Raw genomic sequence first — 25,293 nt, 5'->3', positions numbered from 1 at the left:
GGAAAGACCCACATTCGTGAGCGAGCGTTGGAGGGGGTGCTGCGTAGACTGAGGATATGGGCGAGAGCCGCGACCTGCTGACGCCTGAGCAACGCAGCCTGAACATGTCCAAGATCCGGGGCAAGAACACCAAGCCCGAGCTCTTGGTCCGTCGGCTACTGCATGCCAAGGGTTACCGCTACCGGCTCCATGGCCGGGCTGCGGGCGGGAAATTGCCAGGCAGCCCGGATCTCGTGTTTGCCGGCCGGCGCAAGGTGATTTTCGTGAACGGATGCTTCTGGCACTTCCACGATTGCAAGGCAGGCCAGCACTCACCGACCGGCAACGCGGATTTCTGGGCAGCCAAGCGCAACCGCACCCGGGAGCGCGACGCCGGACAGCGCGAATTGCTGAGGGCCTCGGGATGGGAGGTTCTCACCGTGTGGGAATGCGAACTGCGGGACCGTTCGGCTTTGGAGAGTCAGCTCACGCAGTTCCTCGACGGCGGCCGAACAGGAAGTAGCTCAGCGGCCCGAAGAAATTGATGAAGCTTGCAGCCCGCCAAACAGCTTTGTTCCCCCTGATCTGGGCCGCGGGGGTCTTGGAAATGCTACGCTGTGCCGCGATGAGCAACGCCATCTGTCCCGCACCCATCACAAGCACGCCTACCCGCTGCCCCGGAGTCATGTCCTTCCAGGACTTCTTCTTTTTCTTGCCGTGCATGATGCCTCCATCTGCAGTGACTTGCCCTCTCAGGCTAGTCTGCCGGCCGCCCGGACGGAACAGGACGGAACAGGACGGAACCGGATGCCCCTCATAGCCGAGCCTGGCGCACCACTTCGCCCCAGGACTGCTGGGCCAGGTCCGTGACGGCGGCAAGGATCTCCGCCGGTGGCCGCGACAAGTCCAGCGGGTACTCCACAATGTCGATATCCGTGTTGAGGATCCGTCGCAGCTTCATCTCGCCCTTGCCCGCGTAGACCAGCCACGCCGTGGGCACTTGCAACGCCGTGCAGTAGGCCAGGAGTTGATAGTGGTCCGCGTTGAGCGATGCCCCGGAATCGGTGGCCGAGGCGTATTTCGAGTCGTACACCACCACGGGCCGGCCACCCAGGAAATGCACGGCGTCGGGGCGCACGGTGAGCCGGTCCGAATCCCGCACAGCTTCGTTGAGGGTGGCGCCGTATTGAAGCCGCATTTCACCCGGATGTGCCCGCATGGCCGCCCGCAAAGCCACACCCACGAATTCCTCAAACACAGTGGACATGTCCACTACAAACGAGGCGGTCTGCTGCTTCCCCTCGCCCGCTTCCGCAGAGGCATTCCGCAGGATGAGCTCGGCCAAGCGGAGGACAGGGTGGTAGCGGAGGTTCATCCGGTTGGCCTGCCACTTCGGCAGCGGCGCTCCGGACTGCAGCCGCGTGACGGCGTCGAGCTTTCCCTTGAGCTGCCGCAAGCGGCTCAGGACGTTTTGCCGCACGCCGGGAACCTTGCCCATCCGCTCAAGGGCGGCACGGAGAATGCGGTTCTCGGCAATGTCCTCGGTGAATTCGTCGTAGGAGACTTCCAGCGGTACCAGCATTCCGGGGCGCCGGGAGATCTGGTCCGAGATCCGGATACGGCCCTTGACCGTCCGGAGCGACTCGTCCACAGTGAGATAGCCCTGCAGCGGACCTCGGCTGAGCGCCCGCTCCGCCAACTGGGCGAGGGACTCGGCCAGGGCGCTCCACAGGTCCTTGTGCTCGACGGCGGCCACGGAATCCTCGCGGAATCCTTGGTCCCCGGCGTAGCTGAGGAGGAAGAGGAGCCGATTCAAGCCAAGGCGGTCCTTGGGCCGCACCTCGATTTGGACGGTGGGCGTCCGCACCGACCCCACCTTGCCCACAGGCTCGATGCGGTAGAGCCCCATCCCCATCGGCGAGGCCTTCGCGAGTCCGCTCGAGTTGAGCAGGGCGGCCGTGTCCGGATCAAGCTTATCCACGATGCCACCGGAGAGCTCGTCCATGACGATGTGCCGCACCGCCGGTGCCTTGGTTGAAGCGCGGACCGCAGGCTTTCCGATGCCCGGGGGGCGGGCCGGCCGCGGTGGCGCGGTCTTAGCGGACCGCAAGTCGACCCAACAACTGGTCCAGCCCGAAGCGCTCCTCCAGCTGGGCCCGGTTCAACTGACCGTGGTAGTGCTCTTCCAGGAGTGGCATGAGTTCGTACTTCCAGATCCGGCGCAGCCCTGCGGGGTTCTGGGCCGCGTTCTTCATGAAGTAGGAGGGACCGATCATCAGGTCCCGGTCCCAATCGTCGATGGAGTCGTTCAAGGCGTCAAGCAGGTCCGCGTTGAGGGTGTCCAGGCCGCGGGCCGCGAGGAACCGCCGGAGCGAACCGCGGATCGGTTCCACCTTCGGATGCAACTCCACGAATGCGAAGCGGCGGCGGATGGCCGCGTCCATCATGGCGATGGAGCGGTCCGCCGTGTTCATGGTGCCGATGATGTAGAGGTTGTCCGGCAGGCTGAACGGTTCGTTGGGGCTGTACTGGAGGTAGATGCGGTCGTCACGGTATTCCAGCAGGAAGTACAACTCACCGAACACTTTCGCCAGGTTGGCCCGGTTCATCTCGTCGATGATGAGGAAGTACGGCTTGTTGGAGTTCCCGGGCTTCGCTGCTTCTTCCGCGAGTCGACGCAACGGTCCGGCCACCAACTTGAACGAAACCTGGCCGTCGTCGGTCTTGTCCGGCCGGTACCCCTCGAAGAAGTCCTCATACGCGTAAGACGGGTGGAACTGCACCAGCTTGACGCGCTCATCGGTGCTGTCGCCCGCGAGCTCGGCCGCCAAGTGCTTGGCGAGGTAGGTCTTTCCCGTTCCCGGAGGGCCGTAGAGCACCAATTGGCGGTTCTCCTCCAGGAGTTCGGCGATCTCCTTGAGCGGCTCGAGCTCCATGTGAAGGGACGCTGCGAACTCTTCCGTGAGGGGGCGGAACCCTTCAATCACGGGCTCGACGACGGCGTCCGGGGCGGCGGTTTCCTCGCCGTCGGACTCCGCTTCGGCCGGCAGGAGGGACTGCAGCGACTGGATGACCCTTGTAACGTCCACGACGATCCCCGACGTGGAGAGTTGGCGCTGGACGTGCCGCGGAGCCTCGGCAATCGGGTGGGTCTCATCGAACCAACGCACTTTACGGCGGAGCCGACGGTTGTCCTCATTGTGTTCCGGCTCGCCCAGGACCACTCCGATCCTGATGGCCCCGGAATTCTGGAACAGCGCGAGGTCGCCGGGCTTCATCACGGTCAGGAACGCGAAAACGGCAGTCTTGGTGTCCTCCCGCTCCACGTAGCCGAGGTGCTTGTAGTCCTCGTCCACGGCGTGCTGGACCACCCCGGCCGTCACCCCGGGAGTGAGTTCGCGGAGGTGTTCGACGTCGAGCGTCGCCTTTTCCTCGTCCCGCCACGCGGCGAGGAGCTCGGCGGAGTCCTGGTGCGTGCGCAGCAGCCACGCCCGGCGGCCAGGATCTCCCACTTTGCGCCACTGGCTGACGAGCTGGCGGTCGTACCAATCGATGCGCTGGCCGGCCTGTTCGTCCAGGTGAAGCCGGATGCGGTGGACGTCCGCGGTGATGTCGGCTTCCGTTTCGCCGTGGGCACCGCCAACGAGCGAGGCGAAGGCGTCCCTGATTTCGCGCCGCTCAACGTCCGCGACCACGGGCTCGAAGTAACTGGGCCACGCCAAGTATTCGATGCTGCGCCGGATGGCCGGCTGGTCCTCGGGGGTTGCCGCCGCGAGTTCGTGGAATTTCAGCGGGTCCTTGAGGGCTTTGTTGATGCTCGCGTTGGACTGGCCATCGACGTGCGCCACGAACCGGCACAACCAGGTCAGGTGGTCCCAGATCGTCCAGTTGAACTCAGCAGTCCTGTCACGGATGACGCCGTGATCGGTCATCCCTTGGTACAGCTCCTTGGGGAGCTCGAGCTCGGGATCGAGCCAGGACGCGGCTTCGGCGACGCGGGCGCGCTTCACCTTAAGCGATTTGACCTCGTGCGCCAGGGGCAGGGACTGCAGGAAGAGAAGCTCGACGGCGAGCAACTTGGCCTCGCGGGAAGCCCCTTCCAGGTTCTGGCGCAGGTTGGTCATCATGGGCGCCTTGGCATCTCCGACGCCGCGTTCCAGGCGCTCCAGGAGCTCGCCGGCGGCGTCCACCGTCCAAGTGCGGGTACTGGCGTCGAGCGCCGAAGCCTTGCCTTGCAGCCCCGGGCCCAGCACGAACCACGCCGCATCTTCGATCTCCTTGGAGATACCGGGGGCACGGGTCAGTGGGGTTTTGGTGGAGGGAGTCACCATGCCAACTTACATGGTTTCTCTTGGTGCTGGCATCAGGAAAGTCGGCACCCCCGCCACAGGCGTCCCGCCTCTCATGTTCTGCCACATGCGTCCCACAACGTGCTTCCCGCCGCATGCGCCCCGCGCCGATGCGCCCGGGAAGTTCAGTGCATCCCGAAGCGATAGCCGGCAGGCACCGGCTCCCCGGGACACACTTCCTGCCACAGCTCGGCGATCCCGTCCTCGCCTTCCCTGATGTCCGGTATTTCGACGCCGTCCCGCAGCATCGCTGCTGCCTCCCGGCCTTGGCCGACACCCGCGAGGGCGAGCGCCGTCAGGAAACGGACGCGTCCGACGTCGGACATTCCGGCAGGTGCCTCGCTCGCCAGGGCGAGTGCTTGGGCGGGGTCTCCGTGCCGGATGCTGAGGGTCATGGCTTCGCTGAGCAAGGGGAGATTGGACGGTTCCAGCCGGCTCGCTGCGGCAAGTTCCCCCAAGCCCTCGTCAGTCTTGTTGGTGGCGAGAAGCGCCAGGGCCCGGCCCCGGTGGGCGAGGACCCTGGAACGTGGCGAGAGGCCGTCGCCAATTAGGGCGGAACCGTATCCGGCGATCGCACCGCCAAGATCCTGGCGGGCGTGCTTCATGGTGGCCAGGTGGAACTGTGCCTCCGCTCCGCCATCCTTTGCCAGCAGTTCTTCCCAATCGGCTCCCGCAACGAAGGTCCCGGCGCCCAGGAAGCTGGCCCCGTCCAGCAGGCTGTGCCACGGACCCGTTTCCTCGATGGCCTCAGGGGTTGCGTCATCCGCGAAGGGAGTGCCGATTTCGTCCAGCCACCCGCGGCCTGAGTGCCGCCGTCGGGCACTTTCCAGAGCACCCCAAGCACTGCCGCGGACCAGCATCTCGTCCGGAGGCAGGGCATAGTTCCGCGCGGCTTCGGCAAGGGCGACTTCGAGCTCCGCGTCCGGGACGAGGTCTTCGAGCCGGGCGCTGGCGTGGGTCACGGCCGCATCCCAATCCTGGCCGTGGGAGGTTGCGGGATCCAGCTTCGCGTTGCCGTAGGCCTCTACCCAACTCCACTCGGCGCCGGCAGGCATGGCCAGATGCTCGAACTGTGTCTGCGCGAGCCCAGCCTGGATCTCCGCGTAGGGGCCAGCGCCCGGGCTGAGCCATTCCTGCCAGCGCTTCCCGCCGTCGCCCTGGCCCCAGACGAACAGCTTCTTGCCCCGCAGGAGGCTGGTGGACAGCATGGCCAGGCCGTCGCCGTCGTGGTCTACTGCGGTAATCCAGTGCCGGTGCCCGGGCTGGATGTCGAAGAAGAAGTCCGCGGCGTGCGGGCTGTTGACCAGCCAGGTGGCGTCCATGCCTTGGTGTTCCGTGGGCCGGACGCGGGCGATGTCGGTGGTGTAATCGCTACCGAAAGCCTCGGAGGCGGGCGCGATCACGCGCGTTTCCGCCGTCTCGGGAACCGCGGCGTTGCTCCACCAGTACATGGGGACCTCGTGGTCACGCGGGTTCCTGATCCGGACCGCTGTGAGGAGGACGTCCGAGTCCTCCGGAAGCCACATGTCCACTTGGAAGACCACTTCGCGGAGGCGTTCGAACTCCCACATGCGCAGAATGTCGTGGCCATCGGGGGACTTGACGATCGCCGTGTGCAGCGGATCGCACGTGGTGGGCGAGTGCCCGCGCGTGCCGATGTTCCATTCGAGCCCGCCGGCGAACCACGCCTTGCGTAGGGCGATGTTGGCGAACTGCAGCGTCCCATGGGTGTGGAGGAGCTGCTTTCCCGAGGCCTTGTCGAAGAGCTCCCAGAGCCGGCCGCCCAAGGTGGGGAGGACAACGGCACGCAGCTTGTTGTTCTCGAGCACGACGGCGGGCACCTCGTGGGCGGTCCGCTCGCGGGAGTAGCCGTCCTGCATCAGGTACGGGAACATGTTCGGCACCTGGCCGTAGCGGGCCGCCGCCCGCAGCTCCTCCGGGACGCCGTCGCCGATTCTGTACGGCTGGTCCAACTCAGCCATGACCACCGGCAGCGGGCTATTGGGACCCAACTCCGCCATGTTCAGGGTGATGGTGGAGAAGCTCAGGCTTTGCATCTTTATGACTCCTGGAGGCTATTTTCGATCGCAAGACTTCACCCATCTTTGACCCAAGTCGCCGCTGTGTAAAGGGAGCCACCCAACTAGCTCGCATTTGATGTCGTTTTGAGGGCCCAAAACGACATTAACTGCCAGTCAGTTGGGAATGTCAGCGGGAGACGGCGCGGGCGGCCCTCACCAGGTCCCGGTTGGTGACCATGTACGCCGTCGGGTCTGAATCGCCGGGTGTGCCGAAGGAGTCCCCACGGTCCTTCCGCGTGGAAACCGTGGCCTTGGCGGACAAATGGACCGCGCTCAATCCTGCGGCGTGCAGGGCGGGGATATCGTCCAAGACGAGTCCGCCGCCAGCCATGACCTCAAGCCGCCCCGCCGCCCGCTGGACCATGCGCTCGAGGGTCTCGATCCCCGCTCCAACCGTCGCGGCGCCCCCGGAGCTGAGCACCCGCGTGAAACCAAGTTCCACGAGTTGCTCGACGGCGGCCGCCGGGTCCGGGGTTTGGTCGATGGCCCGGTGGAAGGTCAGCTGGGCGTTGGGGTTCGTCTCTAGAGCCGCGTCGGCGAGCTTTCGCGTGGCTTGGACGTCGATGTCACCGGCGGCCGTGAGGACTCCGATCACCACGCCGTGGGCCCCTTGCCCGAGCAGGAACCGGATCTCGCGGTCCATGGTGTCCAAGTCCGCGTCGGAGTACAGGAAGTCTCCTGGCCGGCTGCGGATCAGCGGGTGGATCTCCAGCCGTCCGTCGGCAGCTTCCTGCGCGGCTTCCATCAGCCCTTGGCTCGGAGTCAGTCCCCCGAGCTCCAAGGCGCTGCAAAGTTCAATCCGGTCCGCGCCTTCTTCGGCGGCAACGGCAGCGCCCTGGGCACCGACGGCGACGATCTCGAGTTTCATGGGAAAACTCTAACGGCCACCGCAGTGCACAGGGCGCTGCTGCAATGCTTCGCTAGGCCCGATAGGGCTCCAGCTGCTCCTTCTGTTCGGGAGTGAGCCTGCGGACACGGCCGGTGGACTCGTCGACGAACGCCAGATGGGTACTCGCGTTGACGCAATCCTGGCCCGTCACGGGATCTTTGATGACGTAGTGAAGGTCAAAACTTGCCCCCTTCACGGCCCCTACCCAGATCTCAACCAGTGCGGAAATGTTCCGGTACTCCAAGGTCCGGACGTACCGGACCTTGTGCTCCACCACGAGGGTCATGACCCCGTCCTCAACGGAGTCGAAAACAGAGACCGGTGGTTCCACTCCGGGGAGTCCGGCACCGCGCGGCGGACCGAAGGCCGCGATGCGGGCCTCTTCGAGCATGCGCACGATCTGGACGTTGTTGATGTGCCCGTACGCGTCCATGTCTCCCCAACGCATGGGTACTTGGACCGAAATTCGCTCGCTCAGCTGTGCACCGCCGTCGAGTCATCCACAACGGTTTCCTCGGCATCCTCACCGGCGAACTGCGACATGTAGAGGCGGTAGTACGCACCCTGCAATGCGAGCAATTGGTTGTGGTTGCCCTGCTCCACGATGCTGCCGTTTTCCATCACCAGGATGGTGTCGGCGTCGCGGATGGTGGACAAGCGGTGGGCGATGACAAAGCTGGTGCGATCCGTGCGGAGGGCAGCCATGGCCTTCTGCAAGAGCAGCTCCGTACGGGTGTCCACGGAGCTTGTGGCCTCGTCCAGGATCAACAGCGAAGGATCGGAAACGAAGGCCCTCGCGATGGTGATCAGCTGCTTCTCGCCCGCACTGACGTTGTTGCCTTCCTCGTCGATGATGGTCTGGTAGCCATCCGGCAGCGCACGCACGAAGCGGTCCACGTAGGTGGCCTTGGCCGCCTCCATGATCTGCTCCTCGGTGGCATCGAGGTTGCCGTACTTGATGTTGTCGTAGATGGTCCCGCCGAACAGCCAAGCGTCCTGCAGCACCATGCCCACCTTGGAACGAAGCTCGGAACGGCTCAGCTCCTTGATATCCACCCCGTCCAGGGTGATACGGCCCGCATTGAGCTCGTAGAACCGCATGACGAGGTTGACCAGGGTGGTCTTGCCCGCACCTGTGGGTCCGACAATCGCCACGGTGTGTCCGGGCTCCGCACTGAGGGAAAGGTTCTCGATGAGCGGCTTGTCGGCGACGTAGCTGAAGGACACGTTCTCGAACTCGACGTGGCCGTCCGTGCGCGGGGGCAGGTGGCGGGCCGCGTTCTCCGGCATTTCCTCATCGGCATCCAGGAACTCAAAAACGCGCTCAGCGGAAGCGACGCCGGACTGGAGCATGTTGGCCATGCCGGCGATCTGGCCGAGCGGCTGGGTGAACTCACGCGAGTACTGGATGAACGCCGTGGCGTCGCCAAGGCTCATGGAACCGGAGGCCACACGCAAGCCACCGACGACGGCGATGCCCACGTAGCTGAGGTAGGAGACGAAGTTCATGGCCGGGAAAATGATGCCGGAAACGAACTGCGCCCCGAACGATGCCTTGTACAGGGCTTCGTTGCGTTCGTCGAAACGTTCCAGCATGTCCGCGTCACGCCCGAAGACCTTGACGAGCTCGTGACCGGAGAACGATTCCTCGATCTGGCCGTTGAGCGAGCCGGTGTTCTTCCACTGGGCGGCGAACAGCTTTTGGCTCCGCGAGCCAATGACGCCGGCAAGGACGCCGGAGAGCGGCAAGGCGACCAGCGCAATGAGGGCCAGTTGCCAGGACACGATGAACATCATGATGGTGATGCCGAAGACCGTCAGCACCGAGCTGACCAGCTGCGCGAACGCCTGCTGCAGCCCTTGCTGGACATTGTCTACGTCGTTGGTCACGCGGGAGAGGATGTCGCCGCGCTGGCGGGTGTCGAAGTAGTTCAGGGGCAAGCGGTTGAGCTTGGCCTGGACGTCGTTGCGGAGCCGGTTGATGACCTTCATGACGATCTTGTTCAGGATGTAGCCCTGGGCCCACAGGAAGATGTTGGCCACGAAGTACATCAAGAGCACGATCGAGATCAGGAACGTGAGCTTGGAGAAGTTGATCCCGTTGGTGAGCTCCATCTTGGAGACCATGTCCGCGAAGTTGTTCTGGCCGGCTTGGCGGAGGCCCTCGGCGAAGGCCGCTTGGCTCACGCCGGGAGGCAATTGCTTGCCCATGACACCGCCGAAGATGACGTCCATGGCGCTGCCGAGGATCTTCGGGGCGATGACGTTCAGGACAACCGAGACCACCACGAGGCCGATGACGAAGATGACTCCGGCGGCCTCCGGCTTGAGCAACCCCAGGAGCCGCTTGGCCGACGGTCCGAACGCCTTGGCCTTCTTGGCCGGCAGGTTGCCGAACATGCCGCCGTCGGCTTCGCCCGGGGTGTATTCGGTTTCCTCGATGTCGTCATCGTCCACCGCCGTTACGGCACCGGCGGCGTCCGCATCCTTCACTTCCGCAGCGTCGCGCGCGGCCTTCGCTGCTTCGGCCTTCGCGGCCCAGCCGCGCTTTTGCTGATTCTGTTCGCTCATGCCACTTCCTCCGCGCTCAGCTGGGATTCGACGATCTCCTGGTACGTGGGTGATGTTTCCAGGAGTTCTTCATGGGTGCCGCGGTCGACGATTCTGCCGTTGTCCAGGACCAGGATCTGGTCCGCGTCCGCAATGGTGGAGACGCGCTGGGCCACGATGATGACCGTGGCATCCTGCGTCTTTTCCTTGAGCGCCCTGCGAAGGCGGGCGTCCGTGGCCACATCCAAGGCCGAGAAGGAGTCGTCAAAGAGATAGACCTTGGGCTGCGTCACCAGCGCCCGGGCGATGCAGAGGCGCTGCCTCTGGCCACCGGAGACGTTGGTGCCGCCCTGGGCCACACGACGGTTGAGGCCGGAGGACTTTTCCATGACGAAGTCCTTGGCCTGTGCGGTTTCCAGCGCATCCCAGAGTTCCTGGTCCGTGGCGTCGGTCTTGCCGAAGCGCAGGTTGTGCTCGATGGTTCCGGAGAACAGGTACGGCTTCTGCGGCACGGTGGCCACGCGGCTGGTGATCTCGTCGCGGTCCAGGCTGGTGACTGGAACGCCGTCGAGCAATACATCGCCGGACGCGACGTCGTACAGGCGCGGAAGCAGCGACACCAAGGTGGTCTTGCCTGCGCCGGTGGAGCCGATGATCGCGAGGGTCTGGCCCGGCTCCGCGGTGAAGGAGATGTTGCTCAGCACGGGAGCTTCAGCGCCGGGGTATTTGAAGGTGACATCGCGGAATTCGACGCGACCCTTCTTTTCCGCGGGCGCCACGGGCGCCTTCGGATCGTGGATGGAGGGTTCGACGTCGAGGACCTCGCCGATGCGGTCCGCGCACACAGACGCGCGCGGGATCATCATGGCCATGAAGGTACCCATCATGACCGCCATGAGGATCTGCAGGAGGTACTGCAGGAATGCCGTCAGGGAACCCACCTGCATGTTGCCCGCGTCCACCCTTTGGCCGCCAAACCACAGCACTGCCGCCGTGGAAAGGTGCAGGATCATTCCGATGGCCGGGAACATCAGGACAAACAGGTTGCCGATCTTGACCGACACCAGGGTGAGGTCCTTGTTGGCATCGCCGAAGCGCTTGGCCTCGTACGGTTCACGAACGAACGCCCGTACCACACGGATGCCGATGATCTGCTCGCGCAGGACACCGTTGATGGCGTCGATCTTCTTCTGCATGGAACGGAAGAGCGGCATGAGCCGGACCACGAGGTAACCAACCACGGCCACGAGGACGGGAACCGAGACCCAGACGAGCCACGAGAGGCTGAGGTCCTCGCGCAAGGCCATGATGATGCCGCCGACGCACATGATGGGCGTGGACACCATGAAGTTCAGGCCCATCAGCATGAGCATCTGGACCTGCTGGACGTCGTTGGTGCCACGGGTGATCAACGTGGGTGCGCCGAAGCTGTTGACGTCCTTGGCCGAGAAGCTGCTGACCTTCCGGAAGACGTCCCTGCGCAAGTCGCGGCCCATGGCCATGGCCACGCGGGATCCAAAATAGACACCGGCAATGGCCGCGACGACCTGGCCGAGCGCGACCGCGAGCATCAGGGCACCGGTTTGCCAGATGTAGTTGGTATCCCCCCGGGACACCCCTTCATCGATGATTTTTGCGTTGAGGCTTGGAAGGTAAAGGGTGGCAATGGTAGACGCCAGCTGGAAGATGATGACGGCTAGTATCTGCGGCAAATACGGCTTGGAGTAGCGCCGTATCAGGGTGACAAGCATGCCCACGGATCCTTAATGAGAGTGCGCGAATGAATTACTGCGAATGACTAAATACTGCGAATGACTAAATACATGGATAGCAGCAGGCGCTGACAGTATTAGTCCCTCAACTCTACGAAATCCGTTGCCCCAGCGAAATATCGATAGCCAAATATCATCCTTGCGGCGTAGCTGAGCCGCTGCAGCGCTTCAAAACTCGCTGCAGCGGCTCCCGTCGCCAGCCTGGCAGGCTCCCGGCCCGCGTCCCGCGGGCGGTAGGGCGGACTCCCCCTAGCCCGCGTGCCGCCCGGTTTCGCCCGCACGTGAGGCATCGCCGGCGAGGAGCAGCAAGGCAGCCCGTTCCTGGCGGCGGCGTTCCCGCTTGAGTTCCTTGCGCAGCGCGGCCAACTCCTCGGCGATCCGCGACTGCTCGACGGCGGTGGCAAGTTGTTCTTGCACGCGTACTTGGAGCTCGCGCTGCGCCTTGCTCAACTGAAGCTGTTGCTCGGCCAGCAACCGTTGGGTGCGGGCCAGCTGGTCCTGGACTTCGCGCAGGCCAGCTGCCGGATCGGGCCGTTCCTGCGTCAGGATGCGGGCGAACTCAAGGTCCAGCTCATCGTGCTCCTTCTCGGCTGCCGCTCGGGCGCGGCTGGCACCCAAGGGGGTGCCGGCGTCGTCGGCTGCTGGGACAAACCCAGCGGATTCGATCACCGGCAGGGCGGAGGTGTCCAGAGTCATCCCGGCCTCGCCGGAAGCGTTTGCCAGCAATTCCCTCTCAGGCGTTGCGTCCACGGTTTTCCGCAGTGGAACTTCCTTGATGAAGAGCACTGCGATGAACGCGACCAGGGCAATCGCCGCGGAGATCATGAAGATCTGGGCGGTGGCATCGCCGTAGGCGGCCCGCATGATGTCGCGGATCGGGGCCGGCAAATCCGTCAGGTCCATGCTCGCGTTGCTGGAGCCGCCGCTCACCGGGATGTGTGCCGCGGCGAGGCCTTGGGTGGCAAGGTCCTTGACGTGCGTGGCCATGATGGCACCGAGCACCGAAACACCGATCGCACCGCCGACGGAGCGGAAGAATGCCACGGACGCGCTGGCGGTGCCGATGTCCTGCGCGCGGACGGTGTTCTGGACCGCGAGGACCAGGTTCTGCATGAGCAAGCCAAGGCCCAGCCCGAAAATGGCGGTGTAGCAGCAGGTGATCCACAGTTCGGTGGTGTGGTCGATGGTGCCGGTGAAGGCAAGGCCACCGGCCAGGAACACGGTACCCGCCAGGAGGAAGCGCTTCCACTTTCCGAAGCGGCTGATCAGCTGGCCGGATGCCACCGAGCCCAAGAGGTTGCCCGCAATCATGGGCAGCGTCAGGAGGCCGGCCTCGGTAGGCGTGGCGCCACGGGCTACCTGGAAGTACTGGCCAAGGAACGTGGAGGAGCTGAACATCGCGATACCGACGGCGACGGAGGCCAGGATCGCCAAAGCCGTGGTGCGCTGGGAGATGATCTTCAGCGGAATGATGGGCTGGGCCACCTTGGATTCCACCACTACCAGCAGGGCCAGGAGAAGCACGCCGCCGCCTACCATGAGGGCGGACTGCCAGGAGATCCAGTCGTAATAGTCCGGGTTGCCGGCGAAGGAAACCCAGATCAGGAGCAGGCTCACGCCCGAGGTCAGCAGGATGGAGCCGAGCCAGTCGATCTTGGCGGGGCGCTTGATGTGCTGGATCTTGAGGGTCACCTGGAGCAGGATGAGTGCGACGACGGCGAGCGGCACGCAGACGAAGAACGTCCAGCGCCAGCCGAGCGGGCTGTCAACGATGAAGCCGCCGAGCAGCGGGCCACCTGCGGTACCGACCGCCATGACGGCGCCCATGTAACCCGAGTACTTGCCACGGTCCCGCGGCGGAATCATGGTGCCGATGATGGCCTGGGCCAAGGCGGTGAGGCCGCCCATCGCGATGCCCTGGATGACGCGGGCGGTGAGCAGGAAGGGAATGCTCGTGGAGAAGCCCGCCATGACCGAGCCGGCCACGAAGACCACGATGCTCAGCTGGACCAGGAGCTTCTTGTCGAAGAGATCGGCGAGCTTGCCCCAGATCGGGGTGGTGGCGGCGTTGGCCAGCAGTGCGGCCGTGATGACCCACGCGAAGTCCGTTTGCGTGCCGTGGAGATCGGACATGATGGTCGGGAGGGCGTTGGCCACGATGGTGCTGCTCAGGATGGCGGTGAAGAATGCCGCGAGGAGGCCCGTCAGGGCCTCCATGATCTGGCGGTGCGTCATGGGCGCGGATGACGCCGGTACCGCCGTCGAACGTTCTTGTATTCGGGTTGCCATTGCTGCTGCTCCTAAGCTGTGTGGTTCAAGTGGTGGGAGCCGGCCGCCGTTGCCCGGACTGAGTGGTTGAGTGATGTGGTCAATTTCTCCAGGACCTGCCCTGCTTCCAAGGCGTCTTCCTCGCTCCACTCCGCGAGGTAGGCCCGCAAATTGAGGCTGCGCTGTTCTTCGAAGTTCCGGACCTTTTCGATGCCGGCTTCGGAGAGGGCCACCAATTGGGCCCTGCCGTCGGCAGGATCGGGACGGCGGACCACCAAACCGAGTTCCTCCAGTTCGGCGATGTGCCTGCTGAGGACCGGTGGGCTGACGCCGAGCCGGGATGCGAGCTTCGTGGCCCGGGACTCCCCCTCGCCGATGAAGCGCATGACGCCCTGCAAGGCGAACCCGACGTCGGCATCCTTCGCGATGTTCGCGGTGACGATGCAACGCAGCACCCGCTGGAGATCGAAAATCTGATGGACGAGTTCGGTTGCTGTGCTGGATGCTACAGCCATGGAAGACACCTCACTTTTGTTTGCCTAAAGCAACTATACGCCCAAATGATTGCTTTGGGAAACTAATGATGTGTGAGATGCGTTAAACACCGAGCGCGAGCTGGCAGTTAATGCCCTCATCTTTCGAAAAATGGGTCATTACCTGCCAGCTCGCGCTGGGGTGTGAAGCGTCTGGGGTGTGAAGCGTCTGGGGTGTGAAGCGTCTGGGGTGTCAGTCGCCCAAGTGCGTCGGGCCGAACATCTTCAGGAGGGTTTCAACCACGACGACGTTGGGGCCGTCCGCGGCGAAGCCCTCTTTGAGCGCGTCCCCGACGTCCTCCGGGGCCACCCTGCGGGCCGGGACGCCGAAGGCCTCGGCAAGCTTGACGAAGTCCGGACGGGCGAGCTCGGTGGCCGTGGCCTTGCCGAAGGCGCCCACCATGTATTCGCGCAGGATGCCGTAGCCGCCGTCGTCCACGATCAGCCATGTGACCGGGACGTTGTGCTGCTTGGCGGTGGCCAGCTCGGAGATCGAGTACATGGAGGACCCGTCACCGGAGACGGCCAGCACGCGGCTCGGCTTGCCCACGGTTTCCAGTCCCACGGCACCGCCGATGGCCGCCGGGAAGCCGTAGCCAAGGCCGCCGGCGCCCTGGGCCGAGTGGAACTGGCCCTCGCGGGAATCCCAGCAGCTCCAACCCCAGTACGCGGAAATCGTCATGTCCCAGAAGGTCTGCATGTCCGCCGGAACGGCCTCGCGGATATCGGCCATGAACTTCAGTTCCTTGCCGAGGTCCTGCTCTTCAAGCCGCGCCTTGACCTTGGCGAGGGACTCCTTGACGAGCTCCTCGGGCGTGATGCCGTCCCAATCCCGTGCCGCAGCCGTCGCAGCAAGTGCCTCGTCCAAGGCAGAATCCAAGGCGGCAAGGGCCTGGCCGGCGTCGGCGCGGATGCCCAGGCCGGGCCGGTTGGACTCGAGGACCCGGGGCTCGGCGTCGATCTGGATGATGCGACCGCGCGGCTCGAAGGTGAAGTAGTTGGACGTCACCTCGCCCAGGGAGGAACCAATGACGATCAGCACGTCGGCGTCCTCGAGGACATCCGTCATGTGGCGGTCTTCGATCCAGGACTGCAGGGACAGCTCGTGGGTCCACGGAAACGCTCCGTTACCACCGGGCGTGCAGATCACCGGGGCGCGGAGTTTCTCGGCGATAGACAGGAGCGACTTTTCGGCCCGGCCGCGGCGCGTGCCGCCGCCGGCGATGATCGCCGGACGCTTCGCCGTCGAGAGCCACTTGACGGCTTCGCGGATCAGCTCGACGCGCGGCGGGTTGTCGGCCGCTTCGGCGAGGGCGTCCTCCACCGGCGGAACCATGATGGGGTCCAGGAGCACGTTCTGCGGAATCTCGATCCACACCGGGCCCTGCGGAGAGGAAATGGCCTCGGTCCAGGCATCCTGGATGGCCGAGGGAATCCCGGACGCGTGCTGGATGAGGCGCTGGCTCTTGGTGACGTTCGCGGCCGAGGCTTTCTGGTCATCGAGCTGGTGGAGCATGCCCTTCCGGCGTGCCCCCAGACCTTCCAACGGGATCTGGCTCGCGACGACCACCATCGGCACGCCGGTGGCATACGCTTCCTGCAATCCCGCCAGGGACGTCAGCGCCCCCGGACCGGTGGAGAGGAACAACACCCCGACCTCGCCGGTGGCACGGGAGTACCCGTCCGCGGCGAACGCCGAGTTGTTTTCCACGCGGGAGGACACGAAGTGAAGCTTGCCGCGGCCCATGGCGTCGAACAGGCCCAGGGCGTGCTGGCCCGGGATCCCGAAAACCGTCTTCGCACCGAGCGCCTCAAGGGTCTCGACGACGAGGTCCCCGCCGTTGCGGACAGGCCTGCCAGGGGCCTCCGGCCGCGAGGGGCCCCCGGCCGAGCTTGCGAGGGTGGGGAGCGGCTGGGGATTCACTTGAGGGCCTCCGCAGCGTTGGCGACGAAATCGGCCGGGCGCCGGGATTCCTGGCCAAGCGCCTGGGCAGCGTAGCCATTAAGGGCGCCGTGGCGGCTGCCTTCGACGGCGTTGTCCGCCATGAGGGTGACGAGCTCGTAGGCAACGTGGCTGGCCGCGACGCCCGTGATCTCGGCGTGGTCGTAGGCCGGGGCGACCTCGACGATGTCCGCGCCCACGAGGTTCATGCCGCGGAAGCCACGGATGATTTCGAGGAGCTCGCGGCTGGTGATGCCGCCGGCTTCAGGCGTGCCGGTACCCGGAGCGTGGGCCGGATCGAGGACGTCGATGTCCACCGAAATGTACAGCGGACGGTTGCCGATGCGGTCCCGGATCTTGGCCACGGTTTCGAGGACGCCCTGGTAGTAGACGTCCGCCGAGGTGACGATGCCGAAGCCGAAGCGGTGGTCGTCGTCGAGGTCCTTCTTGCCGTAGAGCGGGCCGCGGGTGCCGACGTGGCTGATGGCCTCGGTGTCCAGGATGCCTTCTTCGACGGCGCGGCGGAACGGGGTGCCGTGGGTGTACTCGGCGCCGAAGTAGGTGTCCCAGGTGTCCAGGTGGGCGTCGAAGTGAAGCATGGCAACGGGCTCGCCGGCGCGTTCGGCGGCGGCGCGGAGCAGCGGCAGGGCGATGGTGTGGTCGCCACCGAGCGTCACGAGCTTGCTTCCGTTGGCGGTCAGGTCCAGCGCGTTCTGCTGGATGGTCTCGATAGCCTCGTTGATGTTGAACGGGTTCACGGCCATGTCGCCGGCGTCGGCAACCTGGATGTTCTCAAAGGGGCTGACGTCCCAGGCCGGGTTGTACGGGCGCAGCAAACGGCTGGCTTCACGCACGTGGTTGGCGCCGAAGCGGGCGCCGGGGCGGTAGGAAACACCGGAGTCGAAGGGGACGCCGACCACCGTGACATCGGCCTTGGCAACCTGGTCCAGTCGCGGCAAGCGGGCATAGGTGGCAGCACCGGCATAGCGCGGGATTCGGGCCGAATCAATGGGACCGAGGTTGCCGTTGGCCTCAATACGAAGCTCTTCCAAAATGCGCCACTCCTTTGTGAATAGGTGGATCGGACAGTGACTGTGACACCAATCATACACTCAAAGTTGTCTTATATGCATCACTTGTTTACATCGGCAAAAACCGCCAAACTCCCCTCAACAAGACTGGGCCGGGCGCCTTTGCGCCCGGCCCAGCTTGTCATCTCATGCCTCCTCCCGGGCTACTTGTTCCCGAAGGGCGTCACTTGGAAGTCTCCAAACGACACTTGATGGCCGTCCGTATCCAGCACAACGAGGCTGTCCATGCCGTTCTTCACATCGTCGGGCAGCACGAAGGTCAGGGTGTTTTGCTGCGTCGGGAAGAACCAGCCCAAACGGTAGCTGCGCTTGTTCAGGTAGACGTAGTACCACTGGCCGTACTCCACGTTGTGGACCGTCACGGTCTGCCCGCTGCGGTACTTATCCGTTCCGAGCCCCAAGTCCAGCGGCGGAGTCGCGCCGATCAACTCCTGGGAAGCCACGGCAGGCTCCGAACCGGGCTTCGCAGGCTTGACCTTCAGCTCGACCGCTGGCCTGGCCAACTGAAGGGACGCAAGCTTGGCACCGTTGTTTGCGCTGACCGGGATGGTGATTGCCGGGATCTGCTTGGCCGCGATGTCGGCGTCGGCCAGCGTGTAGGTGGAGGTGAGGTTGACCGACTCGCCCACGGCCAGGGTTGGCTTGGACAAACCAATGGCCGCAGCCGAAAGGTCCGTCAACGCCACATTGCCGCTGTTGCTCACCGCGTAGGCGAAGGTGACGGTATCGCCCGGACCGGCAAATCCATCCCCGTCAACATCATTGAAGGTGGGAACCACCGATCCGTTCACTTGGGGATGACGGACTATCAGATCCACCTCGTCACCTGTGACCGTGTAGTTCTGGGTGGCAGCCCCACTACCGGTCACCTGCCAGACGGTGCTGGGGACGAAGAACCCCTGGGCCACTTCGTCTGCCGTCACGGTGTGCTGCGGGGTGCCGCAGAGGTAATTGCCCCACACGCTAAGGGCGCTGAACCGGCAGTTGCCCGAGCCTGGCGGCAGGAACGGTTGGAAGTTGCCGGACTGCGGGACAACGGATTCCGTGACGTTGCCGGTGCTGTACACCCGGAACTTGTAAGGCACCGTACTACCTACGGCGTACGGGTGGCTTGCCAGGTCCCGTCCGGCGTCATTGCGGGCGCCGAAAATGTAGGCGCCCACCACGTTGCTGGCGGAACCACCCGAAACCGTCACGGACACCGGCGCGGTAATCGAAGAAGCGCCGATCCTCAACCTGGCCGTCAGGGGAACCGCACCTGCCTTGGCGTACGACGGCGCCGTGACAGTCAGCTCGGCAGTCGCCGAGGCGCCCGGATCGAGGGAGGCGAGCTGCGCCGTCGTCGACGTCCAATCCTGCAAGGCATCAAGGCTGACGGTCGAAGCGGGAAGCGGTGAACTGTCGTTGTTGGTGACGGTCACGCTGAGCTGGGCGCTGCCACCGTTCGTGACGGTGGCGGCACCGGGGACGACGACGGCGGCAACCGGGCTCAGCCAGGCCGTGTCGAATTTCCCGAAGGTGATGGTGTTGCTGTCACCTTCGTACAGGACGCCGAAAGTCCCGTCCGAAAGGGGACTCAGGGTGGAGTAGGACATGCTTCCGGGCTTGAAGACGCGCGAGGAGCCCCACGTCTTGCCGTCGTCGGCAGAGTAGCGGACAGTACCGTCCACCCGCGCGCCGCCGGCGGTGGGAGTGGGCGAATTCGAGAAGAGCAGCTTCTTGGCATCCGCCGATCCTTGAGCCGCGTCCGGATACATCCTGGTGATCGAGCCGTTGTTCCGCGGATCAGGGAGCTGCGTCTCGGCAACAGGCGTGCTGTACGTGACACCGCCGTCGGAGGAATACGCCACCTTCCGGAAATGCGGATTGGCGCCGGTGCTGTCCCGCGAGTTCAACATGACGCGGCCGTCGGAGAGTTCCACCGCCTTGTTCTCGTCCATGCCCGTTCCGGTGGGCTTACCCATGTTCCACGATGTGCCGTGGTCATCGGAGTAGACGCTGTACGCCTGGATCTGGCGACTCCCGTCGGGCTGGACAATGGTTCCGGCAAACTGCTGGATGAGCCGTCCGGCGTGCGCTCCGTACTTGAGCTGGATGCCCTCGCCGGACGAGGCGAACATGCTGACCACGCCGCCGACATTGGGGACGCCGTTGACAGTGCTGCCGTTTGGCTTGACGGTACTGGTGATCAGCGGACCTGCAAACCCGGCGTAGGCGGAACTGGCCGCGTAGCTGGAGGGCACAGGCAGGGTGGGCTGATTGACCGGATCCGTGGACCACGTGAGTCCGCGGTCGGTGGAGACGGACACTTGCGAGCTGATCACGTTGGGGTCGGAGTCGTCGTTGCCGAGCACGCTGCCCGCAAATCCCTGGCTCTTCGAGTAGACGTGGAAGTTGAACACCGTCCCGGTGACTTTGTCCACGACGTAGCTGGGGTCGCTGAAACCGTATTTCTGTACGCCCGCTGAGCCCATCTGTCCCCGAGCGATGAAGGTGGGACTGCCCCACGTCTTTCCGCCGTCGGTGCTGCGCCGCTGGACGATCGAGTTGGCCGAGGGTGAATCGCCCCCATCGGGACGGCCATCGTAGGAAGCCAGGAGGACTCCGTCGCCCAAATCCGCGAGCGCGACGATCCGGTAATACTTGCCGAGCACGGGGTCGATGGCGTTGTCACCGTTGGAAGCCAGGACCTGCTCGGCGTAGCTTCCCGGAGGGTTGGAGGGAACGTTGGGACTCGGGAATGGATCCAACGCGGCGTAGGCGGGCACAACGGTTGACGTCACGAGAACTGCGGCGGCTGCCAAGGAGACGGCTAGTCTGCCCCGACTCCATCCCGGCCGCCTCCTGACCCTGTCACTGAGTAGCGGGTTATTCATGCGTAGCCCTTTCGTTTTTGGTCACATCCAACATAGGACGTTCTATATGCTACGTGATGCCGCTCACATGCCAAATGCTTGAATGCGTCTTTCCTGGAAGTGACCCGCCTCACAACCGGCGTAAAGATTCCATAAAGACGGGCATCCACTCCCAGGTACACCCGTACGCTCCATCTGGAGCAGCTTCCAGGCTGCGCGAAAGGACCATGTGACAACGCTGACCAGGCCGCCGGCCGAACCCTCTGACCGGCACAAGCCCGCGGGCGACATCAAACAGGGGCAATTCAAGCGATGGCTGCTCGACGGAATGCCTGAGACCTCGGGAAAACGCCAGGGTCCACACGGCAAGCCGGACGAGGGCCACACTCCCCAGTCCTGGTGGAAGGTCATGTGCCTCACGGGCGTCGACTACTTCTCCACCCTCGGCTACCAGCCCGCCATTGCGGCGCTCGCGGCGGGTATCGTTTCGCCGCTCGCCACGATTGTCCTGGTGGCCGTCACCCTGCTCGGCGCCCTGCCGGTCTACCGCCGGGTGGCTTCCGAAAGCGCCCGCGGCGAAGGCTCCATCGCGATGCTTGAGCGGCTCCTCCCCCGGTGGGGCGGCAAACTCTTCGTCCTCGCCTTGCTGGGATTCGCCGCCACGGACTTCATGATCACCATGACGCTCTCCGCCGCGGATGCGAGCGCCCACGCCATCGAAAACCCTTTTGCCCCGGAATGGCTCCATGGGCAGGAAATCACCATCACCCTGGCGCTCATCGCCGGGCTTGGCGTGGTGTTCCTCAGGGGATTCAAGGAGGCCATCAACGTCGCCGTCGTGTTGGTGGGCGTCTATCTGGTGCTGAACGCCGTCGTCGTCGCGGTCGGCTTGGCGCACGTGGTGACCGAGGCGCATGTGGCGACCGACTGGTGGGCTGCATTGAACCAGCAGCACGGCAACCCGTTGATCATGGTGGGCATCGCGCTCCTGGTCTTCCCGAAACTTGCCCTGGGGCTCTCAGGGTTCGAGACCGGCGTCGCGGTCATGCCCCAGATCAAGGGCAGCCCGAGCGACACGGAGGAAAATCCCGCGGGCCGCATCCGCGGCACCCACAAACTGCTCACGACGGCGGCACTCATCATGAGTGCCTTCCTGGTGGCCTCGAGCTTCATCACCACGTTCCTGATTCCGGCCGCTGAATTCCAGCCGGGAGGGAAAGCCGACGGTCGAGCCCTCGCATTCCTTGCGCACCAATTCCTGGGCGACGGCTTCGGCACGGTGTATGACATCAGCACTATCGCCATCTTGTGGTTTGCCGGGGCCTCCGCCATGGCCGGCTTGTTGAACCTCGTGCCGCGCTATTTGCCGCGTTTCGGCATGGCCCCGGCGTGGACCAAAGCCGTCCGCCCGCTGGTCCTCGTCTTCACTGCGGTTGGATTCATCATCACGTTGGTCTTCGAGGCAAACGTGGAGGCCCAAGGCGGTGCCTACGCCACCGGCGTCCTGGTCCTCATGACCTCGGCCTCGATCGCAGTCACCCTGTCCGCGCGCCGGAAGAAGCAACGGGGCAAGACCCTCGCTTTCGGTGCTGTGGCGGTGGTCTTCGCCTACACCACGGTGGCCAATGTGGTGGAACGCCCGGACGGTATCAGGATCGCTGCCCTGTTCATCCTCGGCATTGTCCTGGTGAGCTTCGCGTCGCGGGTACGCCGGTCCTTCGAACTGCGGGCTACCCACATCAAGATGGACCAGATGGCCCTCGAGTTCACGGCATCGAACGAGGAAGGCCCCATCCGGATCATCGCCCACGAGCCCAAGCGGCTGAGCGCCGACCGGTACGAGTTGAAGCTGCAGCATGCCCAGCAAGCCAACCACTTGCCGGTGGACAGCCACGCGATCTTCATCGAGATCATCGTGGATGACAGCTCAGATTTCGAGCAGGAACTCCTCGTGGAAGGCAAGGTCCGGCACGGCTTCAAGATCCTGGAGATCCACAGCAACAACGTGCCCAACACGCTGGCCGCGGTACTCCTCCACATCCGCGACGTCACGGGACTCATGCCGCACATCTATTTCCGCTGGACCGAAGGCAATCCGATCGCCAACCTGAGCAAGTTCCTCTTCTTCGGCGAGGGCGAGATTGCACCAGTGACCCGCGAAGTGCTGCGCGAAGCCGAACCGGACATCACGCGCAGGCCATGGGTGCACGTGGGCTGAACATGGCAGTGTTGGTGCCGCTCGCCGCAGAGCGGCACCAACAGAGCGGCACCAACACAGTCTTCCTAGCTGATCGCGGAGGCGCCACGCTCCCCGGTCCGGACCCGGACGGCTTGCGAAACGTCGACCGTCCAGATCTTCCCGTCTCCGAACTGACCCGTACTTGCACCGGAGATGATGGCGTCCACTATTCCGTCCACGAGATCGTCCGTGGCCAGGACCTCCACCCGGATTTTGGGAAGGAGATCGGAATTGTACTCCGCGCCCCGGTACACCTCCACGAAGCCCCGTTGCTGGCCGTAACCGTTGGCTTGGCTCACGGTCATCCCGTTGACTCCAAAGTGTTCCAAAGCTTCCCGGACCTCGTCGATCCGCTCCGGCCTCACGATGGCCGTGACCAGTTTCACGTCGACGCCTTGCTGCGCATCCGATCTGTTTTCCCGTTGGAGCTGGCTTCTGAGTCACCGCTGGAACTCGACGGAGTTTTGCCGTTCTGCGGTTCTCCGGGATTGAAGGACCCGCCAATCATGGCCAGCTCGTAGGCTGTTTCCGCGTGCTCCGTGATGTCGATGCCGGCCAGCTCTTCGTGCTCCTTGACGCGCATGCCCACTGTCTTGTGGATGGCGAGCCCGATGAGCGTCGTCATGATCGCCGTCCACGCAGTGACCACCAAGGCCGTCAATATTTGGGGCCAGAATTGGCTTAGGCCGCCGCCGTAGAAAAGGCCGCCTTCAGTCTTTGCCGAGGGTACCGCGAAGAATCCGAGGGACAGGGTCCCCCACAGGCCGCCGACAAAGTGGACGGCAACAACATCCAAGGAGTCGTCCAGGCCGATCTTGAACTTCAGTCCGATGGCCAGTGCACAGACGGCACCCGCGATGACGCCGATGACGATGGCGCCAATGGGGTCCACGAATCCACAGGCCGGGGTGACCGCCACCAAGCCGGCGACCGCGCCGGATGCGGCACCAAGGGACGTCGCGTGGCCGTCGCGCAGCCTTTCGACAAGCAGCCAACCGAGGAGCGCCGCGCTTGTGGCCAAGAGGGTATTCGTCCAGGCGAGCGCGGCAATTCCATCAGCGGCCAGTTCCGAACCGGCGTTGAATCCGAACCACCCGAACCACAACAGGCCTGCCCCGAGCATCACGAAGGGGAGGTTGTGCGGCCGGATGTTGGGGTCTTTCATGAATCCGAGCCGCTTGCCGAGCACTACCGCAAGCATCAGCCCTGCCATGCCGGCGTTCATGTGGACGACGGTGCCACCGGCAAAGTCGAGGGCCGAGATCTTGCTGCCGATGATCCCTGTGGATCCGAAGAGGCCGCCGCCCCAAACCCAGTGGGCAATAGGAGCGTAGACAATGGTGACCCAGAGGCCGGCAAACAGCAGCCAGGGGCCAAACCTGACCCGTTCGGCCACCGCGCCACTGATCAGTGCCACCGTGATGATGGCGAAGGTGGCTTGGAACCCTATGAAGACCATGTCCGGCAACCCCGGGGCTTTCCCGCCGATGACGCTGGCCAGTCCGCTGAGTCCGAAGTTCGCGAAGGGATCTCCGATGAAGCCGCCCAAGGTATCCGGGCCGAACGCGAGTCCGTAGCCCCACAGGGCCCAGACCACCGCGACGACGCCAATGGCGCCAAAGCTCATCATCATGATGTTGAGGACGGACTTCATCCTGACCAGGCCGCCGTAGAAGAACGCCAAACCTGGCGTCATGAGAAGGACGAGGGCGGAAGCTGCAAGCATCCAGGCTGTTGCGCCTGGATCGAGGGTCTGGGGGTTCACATCCAGCCCTACGCTGAAGAATACTGGGTTCATTTCGGGAGCCTTCCTGCATATACGGCGCTCCATGGCGCCCGCACGGCGAGACCATTTTTAAAACGAACAGGTCCTGGTACCCCACGGGATACCGACCTTGACGAGTTGCCTTGACTCGAAGGTACAGTCGCCCTGTTTCAGCAGTCGGCACGGATCATTTCAGGCACGTAACACCGAAGGTCCCAGGGTTAAATCCCGGAGTCAGTCATGTTTCAGGCGTGTTACGCCGCGTGTCGGCCACAGCGGTCCCGTATCGCAAAGTGCCGGCGTCAGCGGCTGGCTGCCGGCACCAGGATCCAGAGCACCTCAACGGGCTCGTCGGTTGGATTGACCCAGGTGTGCGGCTCGCGGCCCGGGAAGGACAGCGTGTCCCCCTCTTCGAGTTCGTACTCCTCGTTGGTGAGGATCAATTTGATGCGGCCCTTGACCACGTGCAGGACGTCGACGTCGCAATCGACGGCGTAAAGCTCGGCTTCTCCCCGGCCGCGGGGCTCGATGGAAGCCTGTAGGATCTGCAGCCGTCGTTCCGACCGGGCGGTCAGGAGCCGCTCCACGATTCCCTGGCCGCCAAGCGAAATCCGCGGCCCATCGTCGCGCCGCGTCAGGTGCGTCTCAGGTGCGGCGAAAAGATCGCCGATGGAGACTGAAAGAACTTGGCAAAGCGTCACAAGGGAAGCGACCGACGGCGATGTCAGGTCACGTTCCACCCGGCTCAGGAACCCTTTGGTCAGGCCGGTGGCGTCGGCAACCTGCTCGATGGTGAGCCGCTGCGATTGGCGGGCGGCACGGATTCTGGAACCGATGGCAACGGGGACATTGCTCGGTTCAACGGGGAGAGCCTTCATTCACGAACCTTTCAGGCCGTTTCTGCGGCCCTGTCATTGCAGCAATAGTAGCCGGATCGCCCGCGCGGCAGGGCCTTTGGCAAGCTGGAGGAGCGCCGATGA

18 protein-coding genes are annotated in these 25,293 nt (G+C 64.3%); 2 read left to right on the top strand and 16 right to left on the bottom strand.

Features of this window, described 5'->3' with window-relative positions:
- The first annotated feature begins 56 nt into the window (after positions 1 to 56).
- A complete protein-coding gene (locus tag QRN51_RS10005; protein WP_059388124.1) occupies positions 57 to 524 on the top strand; it encodes a very short patch repair endonuclease in 468 nt (155 codons plus the stop codon).
- Here QRN51_RS10005 and QRN51_RS10000 read toward each other — a convergent pair.
- From QRN51_RS10000 to QRN51_RS09940, 13 genes are all read right to left on the bottom strand, one after another.
- Positions 466 to 702: a PLDc N-terminal domain-containing protein gene (locus QRN51_RS10000; RefSeq protein WP_084784400.1), complete on the bottom strand. Its 237-nt coding sequence runs from the start codon at positions 700 to 702 to the stop codon at positions 466 to 468. The two genes, QRN51_RS10005 and QRN51_RS10000, sit on opposite strands and share 59 nt — an antisense overlap.
- A gap of 91 nt (positions 703 to 793) precedes the next feature.
- Positions 794 to 1,984 (bottom strand): McrC family protein, encoded by a 1,191-nt coding sequence (locus QRN51_RS09995; RefSeq protein WP_284989736.1) that lies wholly within the window; start codon positions 1,982 to 1,984, stop codon positions 794 to 796.
- A 91-nt stretch (positions 1,985 to 2,075) separates the two neighbouring features.
- Complete coding sequence (locus tag QRN51_RS09990) at positions 2,076 to 4,310, bottom strand: McrB family protein (RefSeq protein WP_284989699.1); 2,235 nt, start codon at positions 4,308 to 4,310, stop codon at positions 2,076 to 2,078.
- A gap of 143 nt (positions 4,311 to 4,453) precedes the next feature.
- A complete protein-coding gene (locus QRN51_RS09985) occupies positions 4,454 to 6,385 on the bottom strand; it encodes a DUF5107 domain-containing protein (protein WP_284989698.1) in 1,932 nt (643 codons plus the stop codon).
- Positions 6,386 to 6,536: 151 nt separating this feature from the next.
- The gene (locus tag QRN51_RS09980; protein ID WP_284989697.1) at positions 6,537 to 7,277 is read right to left on the bottom strand and encodes a copper homeostasis protein CutC; all 741 of its coding nucleotides are present in this window, start codon (positions 7,275 to 7,277) and stop codon (positions 6,537 to 6,539) included.
- A 52-nt stretch (positions 7,278 to 7,329) separates the two neighbouring features.
- Positions 7,330 to 7,746, bottom strand: a complete 417-nt coding sequence (locus QRN51_RS09975; RefSeq protein ID WP_284989696.1) for an acyl-CoA thioesterase — start codon at positions 7,744 to 7,746, stop codon at positions 7,330 to 7,332.
- 26 nt (positions 7,747 to 7,772) lie between these two features.
- Positions 7,773 to 9,869 (bottom strand): ABC transporter ATP-binding protein, encoded by a 2,097-nt coding sequence (locus tag QRN51_RS09970; protein ID WP_284989695.1) that lies wholly within the window; start codon positions 9,867 to 9,869, stop codon positions 7,773 to 7,775.
- On the bottom strand, positions 9,866 to 11,599 hold the full coding sequence (locus tag QRN51_RS09965; protein ID WP_284751458.1) for an ABC transporter ATP-binding protein: 1,734 nt from the start codon (positions 11,597 to 11,599) through the stop codon (positions 9,866 to 9,868). The genes QRN51_RS09970 and QRN51_RS09965 overlap by 4 nt, the downstream gene beginning before the upstream one ends.
- Before the next feature lie 270 nt (positions 11,600 to 11,869).
- A complete protein-coding gene (locus QRN51_RS09960) occupies positions 11,870 to 13,909 on the bottom strand; it encodes an MFS transporter (protein WP_284989694.1) in 2,040 nt (679 codons plus the stop codon).
- Between the two features lie 11 nt (positions 13,910 to 13,920).
- On the bottom strand, positions 13,921 to 14,403 hold the full coding sequence (locus QRN51_RS09955) for a MarR family winged helix-turn-helix transcriptional regulator (RefSeq protein ID WP_059388130.1): 483 nt from the start codon (positions 14,401 to 14,403) through the stop codon (positions 13,921 to 13,923).
- A gap of 211 nt (positions 14,404 to 14,614) precedes the next feature.
- The gene (locus QRN51_RS09950; RefSeq protein WP_284989693.1) at positions 14,615 to 16,345 is read right to left on the bottom strand and encodes a thiamine pyrophosphate-binding protein; all 1,731 of its coding nucleotides are present in this window, start codon (positions 16,343 to 16,345) and stop codon (positions 14,615 to 14,617) included.
- Entirely contained in the window at positions 16,342 to 17,415 is a 1,074-nt protein-coding gene (speB, locus tag QRN51_RS09945) for an agmatinase (protein ID WP_284989692.1), read from the bottom strand. Before speB ends, QRN51_RS09950 begins: the two co-directional genes overlap by 4 nt.
- Before the next feature lie 182 nt (positions 17,416 to 17,597).
- Positions 17,598 to 20,258 carry an exo-alpha-sialidase gene (locus tag QRN51_RS09940; protein ID WP_284989691.1) on the bottom strand — a complete coding sequence of 887 codons (2,661 nt, stop codon included), beginning with the start codon at positions 20,256 to 20,258 and terminating at the stop codon, positions 17,598 to 17,600.
- A gap of 280 nt (positions 20,259 to 20,538) precedes the next feature.
- On the opposite strand from QRN51_RS09940, the gene QRN51_RS09935 reads away from it, so the two are divergent.
- Entirely contained in the window at positions 20,539 to 22,527 is a 1,989-nt protein-coding gene (locus QRN51_RS09935; protein ID WP_284989690.1) for an APC family permease, read from the top strand.
- A 65-nt stretch (positions 22,528 to 22,592) separates the two neighbouring features.
- On the opposite strand, the gene QRN51_RS09930 is transcribed toward QRN51_RS09935, so the two are convergent.
- The 3 genes from QRN51_RS09930 to QRN51_RS09920 all read right to left on the bottom strand — a co-directional run bounded on the left by QRN51_RS09930 (position 22,593) and on the right by QRN51_RS09920 (position 25,191).
- Positions 22,593 to 22,934, bottom strand: a complete 342-nt coding sequence (locus QRN51_RS09930; RefSeq protein WP_059388134.1) for a P-II family nitrogen regulator — start codon at positions 22,932 to 22,934, stop codon at positions 22,593 to 22,595.
- On the bottom strand, positions 22,931 to 24,346 hold the full coding sequence (locus tag QRN51_RS09925; protein ID WP_284989689.1) for an ammonium transporter: 1,416 nt from the start codon (positions 24,344 to 24,346) through the stop codon (positions 22,931 to 22,933). Before QRN51_RS09925 ends, QRN51_RS09930 begins: the two co-directional genes overlap by 4 nt.
- A 269-nt stretch (positions 24,347 to 24,615) precedes the next feature.
- A complete protein-coding gene (locus QRN51_RS09920; protein WP_059388136.1) occupies positions 24,616 to 25,191 on the bottom strand; it encodes a helix-turn-helix domain-containing protein in 576 nt (191 codons plus the stop codon).
- Positions 25,192 to 25,293 lie beyond the last annotated feature (102 nt).

It is taken from the genome of Arthrobacter sp. efr-133-TYG-120, from assembly GCF_030209785.1.
GTDB lineage: Bacteria > Actinomycetota > Actinomycetes > Actinomycetales > Micrococcaceae > Arthrobacter.
This window is presented reverse-complemented; position numbering and strand designations above follow the sequence as displayed.